General features: G+C 65.4%; 16 protein-coding genes and 1 tRNA gene. 12 read left to right on the forward strand and 5 right to left on the reverse strand.

Features of this window, described 5'->3' with window-relative positions; genetic code table 11:
• Positions 1 to 58: 58 nt before the first annotated feature.
• Positions 59 to 135, forward strand: a tRNA-Pro gene (locus AC56LK_RS01480).
• Positions 136 to 537: 402 nt separating this feature from the next.
• Here AC56LK_RS01480 and AC56LK_RS01485 read toward each other — a convergent pair.
• The gene (locus AC56LK_RS01485; RefSeq protein ID WP_497182792.1) at positions 538 to 2,424 is read right to left on the reverse strand and encodes an MFS transporter; all 1,887 of its coding nucleotides are present in this window, start codon (positions 2,422 to 2,424) and stop codon (positions 538 to 540) included.
• A gap of 259 nt (positions 2,425 to 2,683) precedes the next feature.
• Between AC56LK_RS01485 and AC56LK_RS01490 the strand changes: the two genes are divergently transcribed.
• Positions 2,684 to 2,866 (forward strand): hypothetical protein, encoded by a 183-nt coding sequence (locus tag AC56LK_RS01490; protein ID WP_497182793.1) that lies wholly within the window; start codon positions 2,684 to 2,686, stop codon positions 2,864 to 2,866.
• 81 nt (positions 2,867 to 2,947) lie between these two features.
• Here the strand turns inward: AC56LK_RS01490 and AC56LK_RS01495 are convergent, their stop codons facing one another.
• Positions 2,948 to 4,267: a homoserine dehydrogenase gene (locus tag AC56LK_RS01495; RefSeq protein WP_497182794.1), complete on the reverse strand. Its 1,320-nt coding sequence runs from the start codon at positions 4,265 to 4,267 to the stop codon at positions 2,948 to 2,950.
• Positions 4,268 to 4,303: 36 nt separating this feature from the next.
• On the reverse strand, positions 4,304 to 5,530 hold the full coding sequence (locus AC56LK_RS01500) for a pyridoxal phosphate-dependent aminotransferase (protein WP_497182795.1): 1,227 nt from the start codon (positions 5,528 to 5,530) through the stop codon (positions 4,304 to 4,306).
• 129 nt (positions 5,531 to 5,659) lie between these two features.
• On the opposite strand from AC56LK_RS01500, the gene AC56LK_RS01505 reads away from it, so the two are divergent.
• From AC56LK_RS01505 to AC56LK_RS01550, 10 genes are all read left to right on the forward strand, one after another.
• Positions 5,660 to 6,046, forward strand: a complete 387-nt coding sequence (locus AC56LK_RS01505; protein WP_497182796.1) for an Mth938-like domain-containing protein — start codon at positions 5,660 to 5,662, stop codon at positions 6,044 to 6,046.
• Between the two features lie 88 nt (positions 6,047 to 6,134).
• Positions 6,135 to 6,509: an SMR family transporter gene (locus AC56LK_RS01510; protein ID WP_497182797.1), complete on the forward strand. Its 375-nt coding sequence runs from the start codon at positions 6,135 to 6,137 to the stop codon at positions 6,507 to 6,509.
• Positions 6,510 to 6,675: 166 nt separating this feature from the next.
• Entirely contained in the window at positions 6,676 to 7,146 is a 471-nt protein-coding gene (locus AC56LK_RS01515) for a peroxiredoxin (RefSeq protein ID WP_497182798.1), read from the forward strand.
• Positions 7,147 to 7,388: 242 nt separating this feature from the next.
• Positions 7,389 to 9,230, forward strand: coding sequence for a PhoH family protein (locus tag AC56LK_RS01520; RefSeq protein ID WP_497182799.1), 1,842 nt, complete (start codon positions 7,389 to 7,391; stop codon positions 9,228 to 9,230).
• A 74-nt stretch (positions 9,231 to 9,304) separates the two neighbouring features.
• Positions 9,305 to 10,117, forward strand: coding sequence for a hypothetical protein (locus AC56LK_RS01525; protein WP_497182800.1), 813 nt, complete (start codon positions 9,305 to 9,307; stop codon positions 10,115 to 10,117).
• Complete coding sequence (locus tag AC56LK_RS01530) at positions 10,092 to 10,451, forward strand: YciI family protein (protein WP_497182801.1); 360 nt, start codon at positions 10,092 to 10,094, stop codon at positions 10,449 to 10,451. The genes AC56LK_RS01525 and AC56LK_RS01530 overlap by 26 nt, the downstream gene beginning before the upstream one ends.
• Positions 10,452 to 10,561: 110 nt before the next feature.
• A complete protein-coding gene (locus AC56LK_RS01535; RefSeq protein WP_497182802.1) occupies positions 10,562 to 10,930 on the forward strand; it encodes a YciI family protein in 369 nt (122 codons plus the stop codon).
• A gap of 22 nt (positions 10,931 to 10,952) precedes the next feature.
• On the forward strand, positions 10,953 to 11,384 hold the full coding sequence (locus AC56LK_RS01540; RefSeq protein ID WP_497182803.1) for a VOC family protein: 432 nt from the start codon (positions 10,953 to 10,955) through the stop codon (positions 11,382 to 11,384).
• Between the two features lie 19 nt (positions 11,385 to 11,403).
• On the forward strand, positions 11,404 to 11,832 hold the full coding sequence (locus AC56LK_RS01545) for a VOC family protein (protein ID WP_497182804.1): 429 nt from the start codon (positions 11,404 to 11,406) through the stop codon (positions 11,830 to 11,832).
• Complete coding sequence (locus AC56LK_RS01550; protein ID WP_497182805.1) at positions 11,832 to 13,103, forward strand: RNA polymerase sigma factor; 1,272 nt, start codon at positions 11,832 to 11,834, stop codon at positions 13,101 to 13,103. Before AC56LK_RS01545 ends, AC56LK_RS01550 begins: the two co-directional genes overlap by 1 nt.
• A gap of 5 nt (positions 13,104 to 13,108) precedes the next feature.
• Here the strand turns inward: AC56LK_RS01550 and AC56LK_RS01555 are convergent, their stop codons facing one another.
• Complete coding sequence (locus tag AC56LK_RS01555; RefSeq protein ID WP_497182806.1) at positions 13,109 to 13,870, reverse strand: FecR family protein; 762 nt, start codon at positions 13,868 to 13,870, stop codon at positions 13,109 to 13,111.
• A complete protein-coding gene (locus AC56LK_RS01560) occupies positions 13,836 to 17,489 on the reverse strand; it encodes a two-partner secretion domain-containing protein (protein ID WP_497182807.1) in 3,654 nt (1,217 codons plus the stop codon). The genes AC56LK_RS01555 and AC56LK_RS01560 overlap by 35 nt, the downstream gene beginning before the upstream one ends.
• Between the last annotated feature and the right edge of the window lie 7 nt (positions 17,490 to 17,496).

Raw genomic sequence — 17,496 nt, forward strand, 5'->3', positions numbered from 1 at the left:
AAGCCTATAACAAAAGCTCAAGTATTCGGACGAGCTCTGATATAATTTCAGAGTTCGTCGGGGCGTAGCGCAGCCTGGTAGCGTACCTGCATGGGGTGCAGGGGGTCGGAGGTTCGAATCCTCTCGCCCCGACCAACAAATCAAGGAATGAGGCCAACCTGCGGTTGGCCTTTGTCGTTTCTGACTCCGGAAAATGGTCGAGAACCGCCAATCCCGGCATGAAGTCCAGAAGTGTTACGCCTTGCGCCGACGCCGGGCCGAAGCGAGGCCGAGAATTCATAACCGAGTGTCCAGCTACTGGACGACACCCGGGTATATTCACCTTGCAGATCCAGGCCGAGTACCGAAGCATTGGATGATGTACTCAGTCCACACAATGCAGCGCCGATTGCCGCCACAGTGATTCGGGCCAGAACAAGAGCGCGCGTAATCACTCTGAAATTCAAACAGTTAAGTTTACATTAGAAATCTACCAATACTTAACTGTCAATCTTACCGACAGGTTTGCCTTCGCCTTGGCTGGCCCCCGGAATCCGTTTACTTCCAATCGCCCCGCAAGGCCAGCACCTGCTCCTGCAGATACTCCGGCGATGCCGCGTCCGGCGCCACCGGCTGCCCCACCGCCAGCGCCAGCTTCGACCGGATTCCGCGCGCGAACGAACGCCCGAACACGTTCGACTTGTCGCGCGTGAACACGCTGCCCCACAGCCCGCGCAGCGCCATCGGGATCACCGGCACCTTGTTGCGCTCGACGATCTTGGCGATCCCGCCGCGGAACTCGTTGATCTCGCCGGTATGGGTCAGCTTCCCCTCCGGGAAAATGCAGACCAGCTCGCCCTCGTGCAGGGCCTGGGCGATGTCGACGAAGGCGCGTTCCATCATGAAGGGGTCTTCCTTGGCCGGTGCGATCGGAATCGCCTTGGCCGCGCGGAAGATCCAGCCCAGGAAGGGCGTCTTGAAGATGCGGTGGTCCATCACGAAGCGGATCGGGCGCGGGCTGGCGGCGCCGATCACCAGCGCGTCGACATAGCTCACATGGTTGCAGACCAGGACGGCGGCGCCCTGCTCCGGGATGCGATGGGCGTCGATGGTGCGCACGCGGTAGCCGGTGTGGATCAGCATCCAGGCCAGGAAGCGCATCAGGAATTCCGGCACCAGCGAGAAGATGTACACGGCCACGCAGGCATTCAGCAGCGCCGTCACCAGGAACATCTCGGGGATGGTAAAGCCCTGCCCCAGCAGCACGATCGCCAGGCCGGCCGCAGCCACCATGAACAGCGCGTTCAGGATGTTCATGCCGGCGATGGTGCGCGAGACGTGCTTGGGGTCGCAGCGGGTCTGGATCAGGGCGAACAGCGGCACGATGAACAGGCCGCCGAACACGCCGATCAGGACCAGGTCGAGCATGATGCGCCAGGCGCCCGGCAGCGCCAGCAAGGCAATCGCGTCCACGGTCGCCGTGTTGGTATAGGCCACGCTGGCGAAATACAGGTCGATGCCGAACACCGACAGGCCGATCGCACCGAAAGGCACCAGCCCGATCTCGACCTTGTGGCCCGACAGCTTTTCGCACAGCAGCGAACCGGCGCCGATGCCGAGCGAGAACACGGTCAGCAAGAGCATGATCACGCTGTGATCGCCATGCAGGTAATCCTTGGCGTACAGCGGGAACTGCGACAGCACCAGTGCGCCATAGAACCAGAACCAGGAATTGCCCAGCATCGACAGGAACACGGTGCGGTTCTGGCTCGAGAACTTCAGGTTGCGGATCGACTCAGCGAAGGGGTTGCGGCTGATCCTGAGTTCCGGCGCCGGAGCCGGCGACGGCGGAATGCGCCAGCTGGCCGCCAGCCCCAGCAGCGCGCACAGCAGCGTACCGCCGGCGACCAGTTCGATGCCCCAGGGTTTCACGCCGACCAGCAGCGTGCCCGCGACCTCGCCCAGCAAGATGCCCACGAAGGTACCCATTTCAATGACACCGTTGCCGCCCACCAGCTCTTCGGATTTCAAATGCTGCGGCAGGTAGGCATACTTCACCGGCCCGAACAGGGTCGAATGCAGGCCCATGCCGACCACGGCGGCCACCAGCACCCACAGCGTGTGGGTCAGCCAGCCGACGCAGGCCACCAGCATGATGGCGATTTCCAGGAGCTTGACGAACCTGGCCATGCGCGCCTTGTCGAACTTGTCGGCCACCTGGCCGGCGGTCGCCGAGAACAGCACGAAGGGCAGGATGAACAGGCCGGCGATCAGGTTGTTCAGCATGCCCGGGTTGGCGGTGGTCCAGTTCGCGGTGTCGAAGGTCAGCGCGACCAGCAGCGCGGTCTTGAACAGGTTGTCGTTGAAGGCGCCAAAGAACTGGGTCCAGAAGAAGGGGCCGAAGCGGCGCTGTGTCAGCAGGGAAAACTGGCTCGGTTGGCTCATGCGGTGTGCTCGGGTTGGCGTAAACAGGATTCGTAATCTACAGCAGGGATCGGGGCTATTACCCGCTTACATCATTGCGTCGCTGATACTAAACCCTAAAGTCTCGGCTGGCGATACCGGATGGGTAAAAAGCATAGACCGCCAAACGGTTCAAGCGGCGCGCCATGTCAACCGGCGGCATTGATAAACTTGATTGAAACGTCTCAAGCACTTGTACATACAGGCCTCTTGTGCAGCGCAGCGCAGGTAGAATCCCCGGATGACTTCTTCCGACTTCCTCCTCCGCTACGCCAGCGTGACGACCGCGCTGTTCGACCACATCGAACATGACATGCTGGCGCTTTCCTCCGCCTTCATCGACGACGATGACGCTCCGCCACCAAGCTGGCACGATGCCCCGCCCCGGCATGCGCACCAGCCGCTCGATATCCCGCTGAGTTGAGGCCAAAAAAAATGATTCGAATTCGCGGCAGAGGCCGCGGAATCCGAATCATGTTTTGCGCCCGGCAGGGCCTGGGCTTGCTCAGGCCAGCGTTTCGAGGCGGATGCGCGTCACCTTGCCGATCACCGCCGGCAGCGCCTCGATCTTCGCGATCGCCGCGTTGATATTCTTCTCGCGGGTCTGGTGGGTCAGCATGATGATGTCGAGGTTGACCTGGTTGCCCGGCTCCTTCTGCAGCACGGCGTCGATCGAGATGCCGGCGTCGGCCAGGATGCGGGTCAGGTCGGCCATCACGCCGAGCTGGTCCTTCACGTAGACGCGCAGGTAGTAGCTGGTGGTAATCTCGTCCATCGGCACGATGGCGACGTCGGTCATCTCGTTCGGCTGGAAGGCCAGGTGCGGCACGCGGCAGTAAGGGTCGACGGTGGCCAGGCGGGTCACGTCGACCAGGTCGGCGATCACGCTTGATGCGGTCGGTTCCGCCCCCGCACCCCTGCCATAATAAAGCGAGGCGCCGACCGCGTCGGCCTGCACCAGCACGGCGTTCATCGCGCCTTCGACGTTGGCGATCAGGCGCGCCGCCGGGATCAGGGTCGGGTGCACGCGCAGTTCGATGCCCTCGCCCGACTCGGTGCGGGTGCGGCGCGTGATGCCCAGCAGCTTGATGCGGTAGCCGAGCTGCTCGGCGTAGCGGATGTCGGTTGCCTGCAGCTGGCTGATGCCCTCGATATAGGCCTTGTCGAACTGCACCGGGATGCCGAAGGCGATCGCCGACATGATGGTGAGCTTGTGCGCCGCGTCCACACCTTCGATGTCGAAGGTCGGGTCGGCCTCGGCATAGCCCAGTTCCTGCGCCTGCTTCAGCACGGTGGCGAAGTCCAGGCCCTTCTCGCGCATTTCGGACAGGATGAAGTTGGTGGTGCCGTTGATGATGCCGGCCACCGATTCGATGCGGTTCGCGGTCAGGCCTTCGCGCAGCGCCTTGATGATCGGCACGCCGCCGGCGACAGCCGCCTCGAAGGCCACCATCACGCCCTTGCCCTGGGCCGCGGCGAAGATCTCGTTGCCGTGCAGCGCCAGCAGGGCCTTGTTGGCCGTCACCACGTGCTTGCCGTTGGCTATTGCTTGCAGTACTAGACTACGCGGCAGCTCGTAGCCGCCGATCAACTCGACGACGATGTCGATATCCGGATGGTTCACCACCGCGAACGGATCGCCGACCACTTCCACGCCCGGGCCGACGACGCTGCGCGCCTTGTCCAGGTTACGCGCCGCCACCATCGTAATCTCGATACCGCGGCCGGCGCGGCGGCGGATATCCTCCTGGTTGCGTTGAAGAACGTTGAAGGTGCCGGCACCGACGGTGCCGATGCCCAGGAGGCCTACTTTGATGGGTTTCATGATCTCGTATCTCGTTGATTTCCGACCTAAGCGGGCTCAGCGCGCGTGGCGCCGGCGGTAGCCGTCCAGGAAACGCGCAATGCGTCCGCAGGCATCCGTCAGGTCGTCGGAATTAGGCAGGAACACCAGCCGGAAATGGTCCGGGGCGATCCAGTTGAAGCCGGTGCCTTGCACCAGCAGCACTTTTTCCTCGGAGAGCAGTTCGCAAATGAACTGCTGGTCGTCCGCGATCGGGTACATCTTCGGGTCGAGGCGTGGGAACATGTACAACGCAGCTTTTGGCTTGACGCAGGACACGCCCGGAATATCGGTGAGCAGCTTGTGCGCGAGGTCGCGCTGTTTCAGGAGACGTCCGCCAGGGCCGACCAGGTCGGCGATGCTCTGGTAGCCGCCGAGCGCGGTCTGGATCGCGAACTGGCCCGGCGCGTTGGCGCACAGGCGCATCGAGGCCAACATGTTCAGGCCCTCGATATAGCCCCTGGCGTGGCGCTTCTCGCCCGACACCACCATCCAGCCGGCACGGTAGCCGCAGGAACGGTAGTTCTTCGACAGGCCGTTCAGGGTCAGGAACAGCACGTCGTCCGCCAGCGAGGCGATCGAGACGTGCTCCTCGCCGTCGTACAGGGTCTTGTCGTAGATCTCGTCGGCGTAAATGATCAGGCCGTGCTGGCGCGCCAGCTCGACGATCTCGAGCAGCACCTCGCGGTGGTACAGGGCGCCGGTCGGATTGTTCGGGTTGATGACGACGATTGCGCGCGTGTTCGGCGTGATCTTCTTGCGCATGTCCTCGATGTCCGGGAGCCAGCCGCTCTGCTCGTCGCACACATAATGCACCGGGTTGCCCCCCGCCAGGCTCACCGCCGCGGTCCAGAGGGGATAATCGGGCGCCGGCACGAGCACCTCGTCGCCGTTATTCAGCAGCCCCTGCATGGCCATGACGATCAGTTCCGATGCGCCATTGCCCAGGTAGATGTCATCGATGCCGACGCCCTCGATGTTCTTGCTCTGGGTGTAGTGCATCACCGCCTTGCGCGGTGCGAACATGCCCTTCGAGTCGGTATAGCCGGCCGCGCCGTGCATGTTGCGGATCATGTCGTGCACGATCTCGTCCGGCGGGTCGAAACCGAATACGGCCAGGTTGCCGATGTTCAGCTTGATGATCTTCTGGCCGTCGTCCTCCATCTGGCGGGCTTTTTCCAGTGCCGGGCCACGGATTTCGTAGCAAACGTCGTCCAGCTTGTTCGATTTCAGGATCGGTCGCAAAAGTATCCCCTGTTCTGTGACGCTATGTTGCAGTGCGAAAAATACCATTCTGCCGAAAGCCCGGGATTTAAGCAACCTCGCCTCTCCCGGTTACAATGGCTTTTTTGCCGGCCAATTCCTGCGATAACGATGAAGCTCCATTCCGACAACACCCAGCAATACCAGACCGTGACCGGCTATGACGCCAGCGGGGTCGAGATCAACGCCGAGCGTTTCGACTACAGCCTGACCGTCATGCCGGAAGTGCCGCCGCGTCCCTGGAAGGTCGCGCGCTTCGAAGACCTGACCGCCGCCCACTTCGAAGAGATCGCCAAGGATGCGCCCGACGTCGTGGTGCTCGGCACCGGCGAACGCCAGCGCTTCGTGCACCCGAAGCTGGTGGCCAGCCTCTCCAGCATGCACGTCGGTGTGGATTGCATGGACAGCCAGGCCGCCTGCCGCACCTATAACGTGCTGATGGGCGAAGGCCGCAAGGTCACGCTGGCCCTGATCATCGACGCCGCCCCGGGCGCCTGATTTCCGGCAACCGCCGCTCCTTCCGCGCCGCGGCGCGGTGGGTCCGGTTGCGTCCGGCACATTGCACAACAACGAGAACAAGCACGACATGAGTCCATCGGCCTTTGCCTTCATCATCACCGGCGTCATCCTGAACGCCGCCGCCCAGCTCCTGCTCAAGGCCGGCACCAATGCCCTCGGCGGCGCCATCCACCTTACCCGCGACAACTGGTTCCTCACCGGCCTCAAGGTCGCCTCCCAGTGGCCGATCGTGGTCGGCATGCTGTGCTACGGCATCTCGCTGGTGGTCTGGATCCTCGGCCTGTCGCGCACCGACGTCACCGTCGCCTACCCGATGCTCTCGCTCGGCTACGTCATCGGCGCCATCGGGGCCTGGATGTTCCTGGGAGAAGTCGTCTCGCCGCAGCGCATGCTGGCACTTGCCGTCATCGTGGTGGGCGTCGTGCTGCTGGCGCGGAGTTAAGCCGCCGCTAAGCACGGAAATATTTCAATTTGATATCTTGAAGAAATGAAAACCCGCGCCATCTTGCGGGATGATGCCCTGCGCATCCCGTACATACAGGACTAGCAAGGCGCGGCGCCGCCGATTATCATTCCGATATCCGCCGCCATGACACCAGGAGAGCCCCGTGGCCGAGAGCCCAACCGCCGCAACCGTCGACAATTTTTCCGCCCCCATGACCAGCGGCCAGACCTTCGAGCTGGCTGGCCGTCCGGCGAAGTACACCGTGCTGTACTTCTATCCCAAGGACAATACGCCGGGCTGCACCACCGAGAGCATCGCCTTCCGCGAAGCCTTTCCCGACTTCCAGGCCGCGAATACCGAGATCTACGGCATCAGCCGCGACTCCCTGCGCTCGCACGAAGGCTTCAAGGGCAAGCTGGGCCTGCCCTTCGAACTGATCTCCGATCCGGAAGAAACGGTGTGCAATCAGTTCGGTGTCATGAAGATGAAAAACATGTATGGCAAACAAGTGCGCGGCGTTGAGCGCAGTACGTTTATCATTGACGCTCAAGGCCGATTGGTGAAAGAATGGCGTGGCGTGAAAGTCAACGACCACGTGGCCGAAGTGCTGGAATTTCTGAAGAGCCAGCCCTGAGTAACGGATGGCTCCAGCAACCCAGTTCATTAACTTTGCTGGACATTGCCACCTATTTTGAGTCACAGAGTATCTCATCAGCATCATTCCTCCCGCTGCTGCCGGACCGGCATCCTCCGGCTGCAGCTCCTCAGCTGGCAACATCGTCAGCAAGCCCCCCAAGTAGCATCGTTTCCGTGCAGCGGCGCGCCCCGTGCTGCGCCTGCGCGTCCTATTAAGTCCTTTTTCGAATCGAGAACCTGATGCCACTGCCAAAAATGCCAACCAAGCCAGCAACCATGCTGCTGGCAAAAGATTATCCCAAGGCCGAACCGGGCAAGTCGCCCGTGCGCCCGGCATCCGCCAAGGCCGATGCCGACCTCGAAGAACTGATCAGCGGCCAGGCCGTCGCGACGCCGAAGGCGAACAAGGCGCGCAAGGCCAAGGCTGCCGCTCCGGCCGCCAATGACGCCGTCGCCGCCGGCCCGACCGGCACCGCGCCGGTGAATGTCGTCAGCGCCCCAAGCGTCGAAGCGGCTTCCGGTGAAGCCCCACTGGCCAAGGGCCCGTCGCGCAAGACCAAGGATGGCGCCGGCGCGCGCCTGCGAGAAACCGACGCCGACCAGCCGCATCCGGTCAAGCACAAGCCGGTCGAGGTCACCGTCAAGTCCTCCACCAGCCGCAAGGCCGACAAGGCCGGCGCCGGTAAGGTCTTCGTGCTCGACACCAACGTCCTGATGCACGACCCGACCTCGCTGTTCCGCTTCGAGGAACACGACGTCTACCTGCCGATGATGACGCTCGAGGAACTCGACAACCACAAGAAGGGCATGTCGGAAGTCGCGCGCAATGCCCGCCAGGTGGCGCGTACCCTCGACGCCCTGATCGCCAACGTCGACGACGACGCGATCGAGGCCGGCATCCCGCTGGCCAAGCTCGGCAACAAGGATGCCCGCGGCCGCCTGTTCTTCCAGACCAAGCTGGATTCCGCCCCCCTGCCGGAAGGCCTGCCTTCGGGCAAGGCGGACAACCAGATCCTGGGCGTCGTGCGCGCACTCGAGGATGCAATGGACGGCCGCGCCATCGTGCTGGTGTCGAAAGACATCAACATGCGCATCAAGGCGCGTGCCCTGGGCCTGCCGGCCGAGGATTATTTCAACGACCACGTGCTGGAAGACACCGACCTGCTGTATTCGGGCATCGTCCAGCTGCCGGACGATTTCTGGAACAAGCACGGCAAAGACATGGAGTCCTGGCAGGAAAACAAGAACGGCAACTCGGCCACCTATTACCGCGTGACCGGTCCGGTGATCCCGACCCTGCTGGTGAACCAGTTCGTGTTCATCGAGCCGCAGAACGGCGAAGCGCCCTTCTATGGCCAGGTAAAACAGATCAACGGCAAGACCGCCGTGTTCCAGACCCTGCGCGACTACAGCCACAACAAGAACAATGTGTGGGGCATCACGGCGCGCAACCGCGAGCAGAACTTCGCATTGAATCTCCTGATGAACCCGGAGTGCGATTTCGTCACCCTGCTCGGCCAGGCCGGTACCGGCAAGACCCTGCTGGCCCTGGCCGCGGGCCTGGCCCAGGTGCTGGAGACCAAGCAGTACAACGAGATCATCGTCACCCGCGTCACCGTGCCGGTGGGCGAGGACATCGGCTTCCTGCCGGGCACCGAGGAAGAAAAGATGTCGCCCTGGATGGGCGCCTTCGACGACAACCTCGAAGTGCTGATGAAGTCCGACAGCGACGGTGGCGACTGGGGCCGTGCGGCCACCCAGGACCTGATACGCTCGCGCATCAAGATCAAGTCGCTCAACTTCATGCGCGGCCGTACCTTCGTGAACAAGTTCCTCATCATCGACGAGGCGCAGAACCTGACGCCGAAGCAGATGAAGACCCTGGTCACGCGCGCCGGCCCCGGCACCAAGATCCTCTGCCTCGGCAACATCGCCCAGATCGACACGCCCTACCTGACCGAGGGCTCGAGCGGCCTGACCTACGTGGTCGACCGCTTCAAGGGCTGGAGCCACAGCGGCCACGTCACCCTGGCGCGCGGCGAACGCTCGCGCCTGGCCGACCACGCCAGCGACGTGCTCTAAGCCGTCCTTGTCCTCAACCGGAACGCCCGCCTGCCAAGGCGGGCGTTTTTATTTCCGCTCCTTATTCGTGTCGCATGATCTTCTTCCTGAAACTCTTGCTGGTACCTTCCCTCATCGCCCTCGTCACCCTGGCCGGCCGCCGCTGGGGGCCCCTGGTGGCCGGCTGGCTGTCCGCATTTCCCATCGTGGCGGGGCCGATCCTGCTGGTGATCGCCCTCGAACAGGGCAGCGACTTCGCTGCCGCGGCCGCGTCCAACACCCTGCTGGCGGTGCTGGCCATCCTGGTCTTCAGCATCGCCTATGCGCGCTGCGCCCACCTCGGCATGCCGCGCGCGATGAGCGCCGCCCTGCTCGCCTACGCGCTGGCGGTGCTCGTGCTGCAGGCCCTTGCGCTGCCGCTGTGGGCCGGTTTCGCCGTTGTGTTGCTGGCGCTGCCGGCGGCGCCGCGCCTGTTCGGGCCCGCCCCTGCCCAGGCGTCCATCGGCAAGCCGGCCGGCGACCTGCCCTGGCGCATGCTGGCCGGCGCGGTACTGGCGCTCGGCGTCACCTGTGCCGCGGCCAGCCTTGGCCCGCGCTTGAGCGGCCTGTTCGCGATGTTCCCCGTGATGAGCACCGTGCTGGTCGGCTTCTCGCACCGCGCCAGCGGTCCCGGCTTCGCGGTGGCGCTGCTGCGCGGCATGGTCAACGGCTATTACGCCTTCGCGGTGTTCTGCCTGGTGCTGTCGCTGCTGCTGCGCGTGCAGCCGCTCGGCACGGCCTTCCTGCTGGCCACCGGCGCCGCGCTGGCCGTGCAGCTGGGCGTGCGCTGGCTGCTGCAGGGGCTTAGAATAGTCGCGTTCAACCCAACCAGGAGGTCTTCCGATGCCGCACATGCTGTTGATCCATGAACCCGTCGGCCAGCGCGCCACCCGCAGCGAGCCCGAAGGCCGCGCCGTCTACGAGCGCATGCTGCGCTGGGGCGAAGACCTGCGCAGCCGCGGCCTGCTGCTGGGCGCCGAATCGCTGGCCTCGGCCGACAAGGCGGTGCGCGTCAGCGTCCCCGGCGGCGGCAAGGCGCGCATCGTCGACGGCCCGTTTGCCGAGGCCAAGGAGATGGTGGGCGGCTTCTTCCTGGTCGACGTCGACAGCCGCGAAGAGGCGATCGCGCTGGCGCAGCAGTGCCCGGCGGCCGAGTGGGCGACGGTCGAGGTCAGGGGGCTGGCGCCCTGCTTCGACCGGTAAAACCGGCGGCCCGAAAAAATCCGGGCCACGATGTCGAATCCCCGCCCTCCCGTTCGTCGTAGCAGATGAAGGCCAACCACACGCTTCCACCCTACGACAAGGAGACCACCATGCGTTTCATGATCATCGTCAAGGCCACGCCCGACACGGAAGCCGGCATCATGCCCGGCGAGCCGCTGTTCGCCGCCATGACGGCCTACCACCAGGAACTGGCTCGCGCCGGGGTCCTGCTCGACGCCAACGGCCTGCGCCCCAGCAGCGAGGGCTGGCGCATCCGCTACGACGAAGGCCGGCGCAGCAGTACCGACGGCCCCTTCGCCGAAACCAAGGAGCTGATCGCCGGCTACACCCTGATCCAGGTGCGGTCGCGCGACGAAGCGATGGAGTGGTCGCGCCGCTTCCCCAACCCGCACGGCGAGCACGCCAGGGCCGAGATCGAAGTGCGCCGGCTCTACGAAGCGGCCGACCTGCCGTTCTGAACCACCAGGAAGGAAGACGACCATGAAACAGCAAATCGCCATCACTCTCCCGGTCAGGGATCTCGAGCGCAGCAAGGCATTCTTCGCCGGACTCGGTTTCGCCTTCGACGCCCGCTTCAGCAGCCCGCAGGGCGCCGGGATGATCGTCTCCAGGGACATCACCGTGATGCTGGCCTCCGAAGACATCGCCCGGACCCTGTGCGCCAAGCCCTTGGCCGATCCGCGCACCAGCAGGATTGCGCTCCTGTGCCTGTTCTGCGACAGCCGCGCCGAGGTCGATGCCATGGCAGCCAAGGCACTGGCCCTGGGCGCCACCCTGCCGGAAGCCGTGGAGGACCACGGCTTCATGTACCAGCACGGCTTCGAAGACCTGGACGGCCACATGTGGGCACTGACCTACATCGAGAGCATGCCGGAGCAGCAGGCCGCTCCCGCCGAAGAAGCCACCGCTTAACCAAGGAAAGGACAGCACCATGAACAAGCAGATCTACGTGAACCTCCCGGTGAAAGACCTCGAACGCAGCAAGGCCTTCTTCGGCGCGCTCGGCTTCGGCTTCAATCCGCAGTTCAGCGACCAGAACGCGGCCTGCATGATCGTCAGCGACGACATCTATGTGATGCTGCTGACCGAGCCCTTCTTCCAGGGCTTTACCAACAAGCCGATCTCGGATGCGAAGAAGAGCACCGAAGTGCTGCTCTGCCTGTCCTGCGACAGCCGCGCCGCGGTCGACGACATGGCCGCCAAGGCCAAGGCCGCCGGCGGCAGCTGGCCGAACCAACCGAAAGACCACGGCTTCATGTACCAGCACGGCTTCGAAGACCTGGACGGCCACATGTGGGAGCTGGCCTATATGGAGGGCATGCCCGCGCAGGCGCCTGAAGACGCAGCAGCCGCGATCTGATGGACGCGCAGGTCGAACGCAGCATCGCCGCCGTCTGGCGCATCGAGTCGGCCAAGATCGTGGCCAGCATCGCGCGCATCGTGCGCGATGTCGGCCTGGCCGAGGAACTGGCCCAGGATGCGCTGGTGTCGGCCCTCGAGCACTGGCCGCGGCAAGGCATCCCCGACAAGCCGGGCGCCTGGCTGATGACCACGGCCAAGCATGCCGCGCTCGACCGGCTGCGCCGCGACCGCCTGCTCCAGCAGAAGCTCGAGCAGATCGGCCTCGACCTCGAAGCACAGGAGGCGCTCATCGTGCCAGACTTCGTCGACAGCCTCGACGCCGCGCGCAACGACGTGATTGGCGATGACCTGCTGCGCCTGATGTTCACCGCCTGCCATCCGGTACTGTCGCTGGACGCGCGCCTGGCGCTGACACTGAAACTACTGGGCGGCCTGTCCACCCAGGAGATCGCGCGCGCCTTCCTGGTGCCCGAAGCGACCATGGCCCAGCGCATCGTGCGCGCCAAGCGGACCCTGGGCGAGGCGCGCGTGCCCTTCGAACTGCCGCCGCCGAACGAACTGGGCGAGCGCCTCGGCGCGGTGCTGGAAGCCGTCTACCTGGTCTTCAACGAGGGCTATACCGCCACTGCCGGCGAAGACTGGATGCGCCCGGCCCTGGTCGAGGAAGCGCTGCGCCTGGGGCGCATGCTGGCCGAGCTGGCGCCGGGCGAGCCGGAAGCCCACGGCCTGGTCGCACTGATGGAACTGCAGGCTTCGCGCATGGGCGCGCGCCTCGATGCCGAAGGGCGTCCGGTGCTGCTGCTCGAGCAGGACCGCTCACGCTGGGACGGCGTGCTGCTGCGGCGCGGATTGGCCGCGCTGGGGCGCGCTGCCCGCCTGGGTCTGCCGCGCGGTCCCTACCTGCTGCAGGCCGAGATCGCGGCCTGCCATGCGCGCGCCAAGGTCGCCATGGACACCGACTGGCAAGCCATCGCGGCCTTGTATGCGGAACTGGCCCAGGTCCAGCCTTCACCGGTGGTCGAACTGAACCGCGCGGTGGCGGTCGGCATGGCCGAGGGTCCCGCCGCCGGCCTGGTGCTGGCCGATGCCCTGGCGCTGGACGGCAAGCTGGATGGCTACCACTGGCTGCCGAGCGTGCGCGCCGACCTGCTGGCCAAGCTGGGACGGGTGGAGGAAGCACGGCGCGAATTCGAGCGCGCCGCCGCCATGACCGCCAACAGCCGCGAGCGCGAACTGCTGCTCGAACGCGCCCGCGCCCAGCGTTCCTGACCTGATCAGCGGACGACGCAGTCGACAGCCGCACTCTCCTGGCTGCTGCCGTTGCCGGCGGCCGGTCCGCCCGAAGCGGTGTTGAAGGCCGGCGGCGGCAGGAACTGGATGTTCGGATTGCTCGGCACGATCAGCGGCGCCTGGTTCAGGTTCGGCACGTAGCCGAACTGGCCGGCCTGGAAGCCGAGCGAGCCGCCATTGTTGGTCACGATGATGGCGCCGTCGCTGACCGACAGGTGCAGGCCGGGCGGCAGCTTGCCCTGGGGCGCCGCGTCCGTCGACGACACATACTGCACGATGAAGGTGGTGCCGCGGATGCCGATGGTGGCGTTCGGCGTCTTCAGCGAGAACTTCTCCTTGTTGCGCTTGCCCATCAGGCCGGTGATCGAACGCAGGCCGCCCTTCACCAGGCTGTAGCTGGCGCTGTCGTTTTCCGGCTTGCCTTCGTCGAAGGCGAAGTTCTCTACCTTGAAGGTGGTCCCCGGGCGCAGCGTGATCTCGCTGTTGTCGATGAACTTGATCTGGGCGTAGGTGTTCTTCTCGGACACCAGGGTGTCGCCGCTCTCGATCTCGGACTTCAGGCCCAGCACCTTGACGCTGCCGTCGGCCTTCTTCGCCATCAGCGGACCGCTCAGGCGCGCCACCACCCCGGCCACCTGCGCGGCCCAGGCCGCGTTGCCGGTCACGCACAGCGCCGCGAACAGCAGCGCGCCCAGCACCCGCCGGGTCAACTTAGTTGCAGTACATTTTTGCAGCTGGTTTTTCATTCTTGACTCCAGTATTCGTGGCTGCCGCGGGGCCTGCCTGCTTCTCCGCCTGCTTCTCCGACTGCTCCGCCGGCGTGCCCTCGCCGCCGGTGCCGGCCGCGCTGCCGCTATCCTGCGTGCCGCCGGGGACCGGTGCGGGCGGAAGCTTCTCTTGCGCCGGGGTGCGAGAATTGATCAGGGTGACGGTGGTCTGCTGGACCGCCGCCACCGGCTGCTTCGATTCGCCGCCACCCTGCACCGGGGCCGGGTTGAACACGGCGCACTTCGGATCGGCCGGGTTCGTGCTGCAGAAGCTCGGCTGCGGCAGCAACACCTCGCAACCGCCCTGGTTCGGGTTCGCCGCGCACTGCGCCAGCGTCGGCAGCTGCACCGCGCATCCCTGCAGCGTCGGGCTGCCGATGCACTGCTGCAGGGTCGGCAGCACCGCATTGCAACCGGCCGCCGCCTTGTTCGCCACGCATTGCGCCAGCGTCGGCAGCTGCACCGAGCATCCTTGCAGCGTCGGGCTGACGACGCACTGCTGCAGGGTCGGCAGCACGGCATCGCAACCGGCGCTCGCCTTGTTCGTGACGCACTGCGCCAGCGTCGGCAGCTGCACCGAGCATCCTTGCAGCGTCGGGCTGACGACGCACTGCTGCAGGGTCGGCAGCACCGCATCGCAACCGGCCGTCGCCTTGTTCGTGACGCACTGCGCCAGCGTCGGCAGCTGCACCGAGCATCCTTGCAGCGTCGGGCTGACGATGCACTGCTGCAGGGTCGGCAGCACCACCTCGCAACCGGCCATGGCCTTGTTCGCGACGCACTGCGACACGGTCGGCAGGATGCCGTTGCAGGACGGGTCGTTGTTGTTGATCAGGCAGGCGTCAAAGGTCAGCTTGAGCACCTGGGCGCAGCCTTCGATGCCGGGCGTCGCCTTGCAGACCGCCAGGCCTGGCAGGCGCGCGGCGCAGCCTGCGCTGGTCGGGCTGGCCACGCAGGCCAGGAACTCGGCGCGGTCCAACACCGGCACGCAGCCGTACACGCCGGCATCGAGGCGGCAAGTCGCCAGCGGCGGCAGCACCTCGCCGCAAGCCGGCGCCGCCGGCGTCGCGATGCAGGCCGTGATGGCATTGTGTTCCTGGACCACCGGTGCACAGCCGTAGGTGCCCGGCGACTTCTCGCAGGTCTCGTACACCGGCAGCACGCCGAGGCAGGACGGCGCCTTCGGCGTGGCGATGCACTCCTTTACCAGCGACACGCCGCAACCCAGCTGGTCCGGATTCTCGCGGCAGCTCTGCGGCGGCGGCAGCACCCGGCCGCATTGCTCCGCTTCGGGGTTGGCGATACAGGCGCGCGTGGCCTGGTCGATCACGTTGCCGCAGCCTTGGGTATTCGGGTTGGCAAGGCAGGTGTCCAGCGGCGGGGGCAGGCCCGGGTCCTGCGGCGCATTGGTCTTCGTGACCGACAGCTTGCCGGGGGCGACGTCGACGCCGTTCGCCGGGATGACCGTGTCGCCGGCGGTGATCTGGACGCTGCCTGATGCCGACTTCACCTGACCGCCGGCGCCGATCGTGAGCAGGCCCTTATTGTCGGCCAACAGGGTGACGTTGCCGCTGACGGTACTGACCGTGCCGTTGATGGTGAGCGGGCTATGGGTGACCAGGCTGATGTCGCCGCTGCCGGTCCTGACGCCGCCCGCGACGGTCAGGCCGCCCGTGCTTTCGATCGAAACGGCGCCGCCGTTGACCGTGCCGTCCTGGGCCACGTTGCCGACGGAGAGCGCGCGGTCGTTCACGATATTGATCGGTGCGCTGCCGCTTCCGGTATTGATCGCTCTCAGGAGCACATTGGTGCTGGTGCGCATGGGACGCGTGGCTTCGCCGATGCCGCCGCCAGACTGCAGCGACAGCTCATTCGACCTGAGCGTTCCCTCACCCTTGATCGATGCCGCATTCACCTCGATGGCCACGGGTGCATCGACCGCCTCGGCGACCGTCAGAGCGCCGCCGGCGAGGATGACCTTGTCCTGCGAGGCCAGGCCGCCGCGTTTACCGACGCTGCCGACGCGCAGGTCGCCGGTCCAGCCAAACTGGAAACTGCCGCCAGTGGCGGCGCCTGCCAGGGTTCCCACTTCGTTATTGCCGCTCATGGTCACGCTGTTCGCTTCGACCAGCAGCGCGGGGGTCTTGACGATCGCACTTCCCTGGCTGATGTCGCCGTCGGTACGCAGCGTGGCGCGGCTGTTGGCAGTCAGGTTCGCCGTCAGCGTGATGCCGTTGCCGCCCGCGTCGAGGTCGATCTCGCCCGCGTTCAGGGCGCCGCCGATGGCGATGCGGCCAGCGCCGGCGACCCCGATCCTGCGCGCGGCATCGATCGAACCGCCGCTGCCGACCTTGAAGTCGTGACCCGGCGTATGCTGGGTGACCAGGAACTGGCTTGTCGCACCGGTCAGCAGGACCGGCGCTTTGATGTCGATGCCGCCGTTGGTATCGATGAGCAGGTTGCCGCCCAGGCTCAGCGCGTTATTGATCGTGACCTGGCCGGTATGGCCGCTGTTGCCGATGTTGATCCCGTAGGCGTTGAAGGCGCCGAGGCGAGCCGGATCCAGCGTCAGCGCATTGCCGTCCTGGTTGACGCTCACGACGATGTCGGTACTGTTGTTGAAGGTATTGAAGGAGACGACCGGCTTGACGCCGTCGACGCCGTCGATCATGCCGGCCAGCGTCATGCGCTCGGCCTTCAGGTCGATATAGTTGGCGCCGTACAGGGCGCTGCCGGCGTCCAGGCTCAGCTGGTTCCCTGCGCGCAGGTCGATGTCGCCGCCCGCCTTGGTGACGCTGCCCTGTTCGAGCACGATGTCGCGGCTGGCCTTGAGGACGATCCTGCCGTCCTGGCCGACCACCGCGCTGTTGGCGTTGACCACGCCGCGCTGGTTCACCAGGGCGCCGTAGATGCCGATGCGGCCGCCGTTCGCAACCACCTGGCCCAGGTTGATGGCCTGGTCGTTCGGCGCCGACACCACGACGGTCAGGTCGGGGTTGCCGGCATCGACCAGCTGGACGCTGCGGCCCGCCGCCAGCACCACCTCGCCGTTCGGCGCCGTGATGACGCCGGCGTTCTCGACGTTCGGGGCCACCAGGAAGACCTGGCCTCCTCCAGGGGTCGTGATCGTGCCTTCATTGCGCACGGCTCCGGCATTCGGACCGGCGGTGAAATTCTTTTTCCCGGCCAGGAAGTCGGCATCGCTCATGTTCAGCGTCGAGGCCACCAGGCCGCCCACGTCCACGCGTGCGCCCTGGCCGAACATCACACCGTTCGGGTTGATCAGGAAGACCTTGCCGTTCGACTGCAGCGCGCCGAGGATGCGGCTGGGGTCCTGGCCGACGATGCGGTTCAGGACCGCGCTGTCGCTGCTTTGCTGGATGAAGCGGGTGATCTCGCCCGCATTCACCGAGAAGCTCTGCCAGTTGATGATGGTCCCGGGCGTGTTCGTGATCGAGAACACGTTGCCGTCCTGGGAGAAGCTGGCCTGCCCCGCCACCACTTTCGGCAGCGTGGGGGCTGCCGCGGTGCTGGCGGCGCCGAAGCAGGCGGCGACGCACAGTGCCGCCCTGCTCAGTCGAATGAGTCCGTTCCTCATGATGTCT

The organism is Telluria sp. ZB4P36, from assembly GCF_059685865.1.

Bases quoted from the DNA above. Each gene is read 5' to 3' on its own strand.
- AC56LK_RS01485 (WP_497182792.1), bottom strand. From the start codon at position 2,424: ATGAGCCAACCGAGCCAGTTTTCCCTGCTGACACAGCGCCGCTTCGGC.
- AC56LK_RS01490 (WP_497182793.1), top strand. From the start codon at position 2,684: ATGACTTCTTCCGACTTCCTCCTCCGCTACGCCAGCGTGACGACCGCG.
- AC56LK_RS01495 (WP_497182794.1), bottom strand. From the start codon at position 4,267: ATGAAACCCATCAAAGTAGGCCTCCTGGGCATCGGCACCGTCGGTGCC.
- AC56LK_RS01505 (WP_497182796.1), top strand. From the start codon at position 5,660: ATGAAGCTCCATTCCGACAACACCCAGCAATACCAGACCGTGACCGGC.
- AC56LK_RS01510 (WP_497182797.1), top strand. From the start codon at position 6,135: ATGAGTCCATCGGCCTTTGCCTTCATCATCACCGGCGTCATCCTGAAC.
- AC56LK_RS01520 (WP_497182799.1), top strand. From the start codon at position 7,389: ATGCCACTGCCAAAAATGCCAACCAAGCCAGCAACCATGCTGCTGGCA.
- AC56LK_RS01525 (WP_497182800.1), top strand. From the start codon at position 9,305: ATGATCTTCTTCCTGAAACTCTTGCTGGTACCTTCCCTCATCGCCCTC.
- AC56LK_RS01530 (WP_497182801.1), top strand. From the start codon at position 10,092: ATGCCGCACATGCTGTTGATCCATGAACCCGTCGGCCAGCGCGCCACC.
- AC56LK_RS01535 (WP_497182802.1), top strand. From the start codon at position 10,562: ATGCGTTTCATGATCATCGTCAAGGCCACGCCCGACACGGAAGCCGGC.
- AC56LK_RS01540 (WP_497182803.1), top strand. From the start codon at position 10,953: ATGAAACAGCAAATCGCCATCACTCTCCCGGTCAGGGATCTCGAGCGC.
- AC56LK_RS01545 (WP_497182804.1), top strand. From the start codon at position 11,404: ATGAACAAGCAGATCTACGTGAACCTCCCGGTGAAAGACCTCGAACGC.
- AC56LK_RS01550 (WP_497182805.1), top strand. From the start codon at position 11,832: ATGGACGCGCAGGTCGAACGCAGCATCGCCGCCGTCTGGCGCATCGAG.
- AC56LK_RS01555 (WP_497182806.1), bottom strand. From the start codon at position 13,870: ATGAAAAACCAGCTGCAAAAATGTACTGCAACTAAGTTGACCCGGCGG.
- AC56LK_RS01560 (WP_497182807.1), bottom strand. From the start codon at position 17,489: ATGAGGAACGGACTCATTCGACTGAGCAGGGCGGCACTGTGCGTCGCC.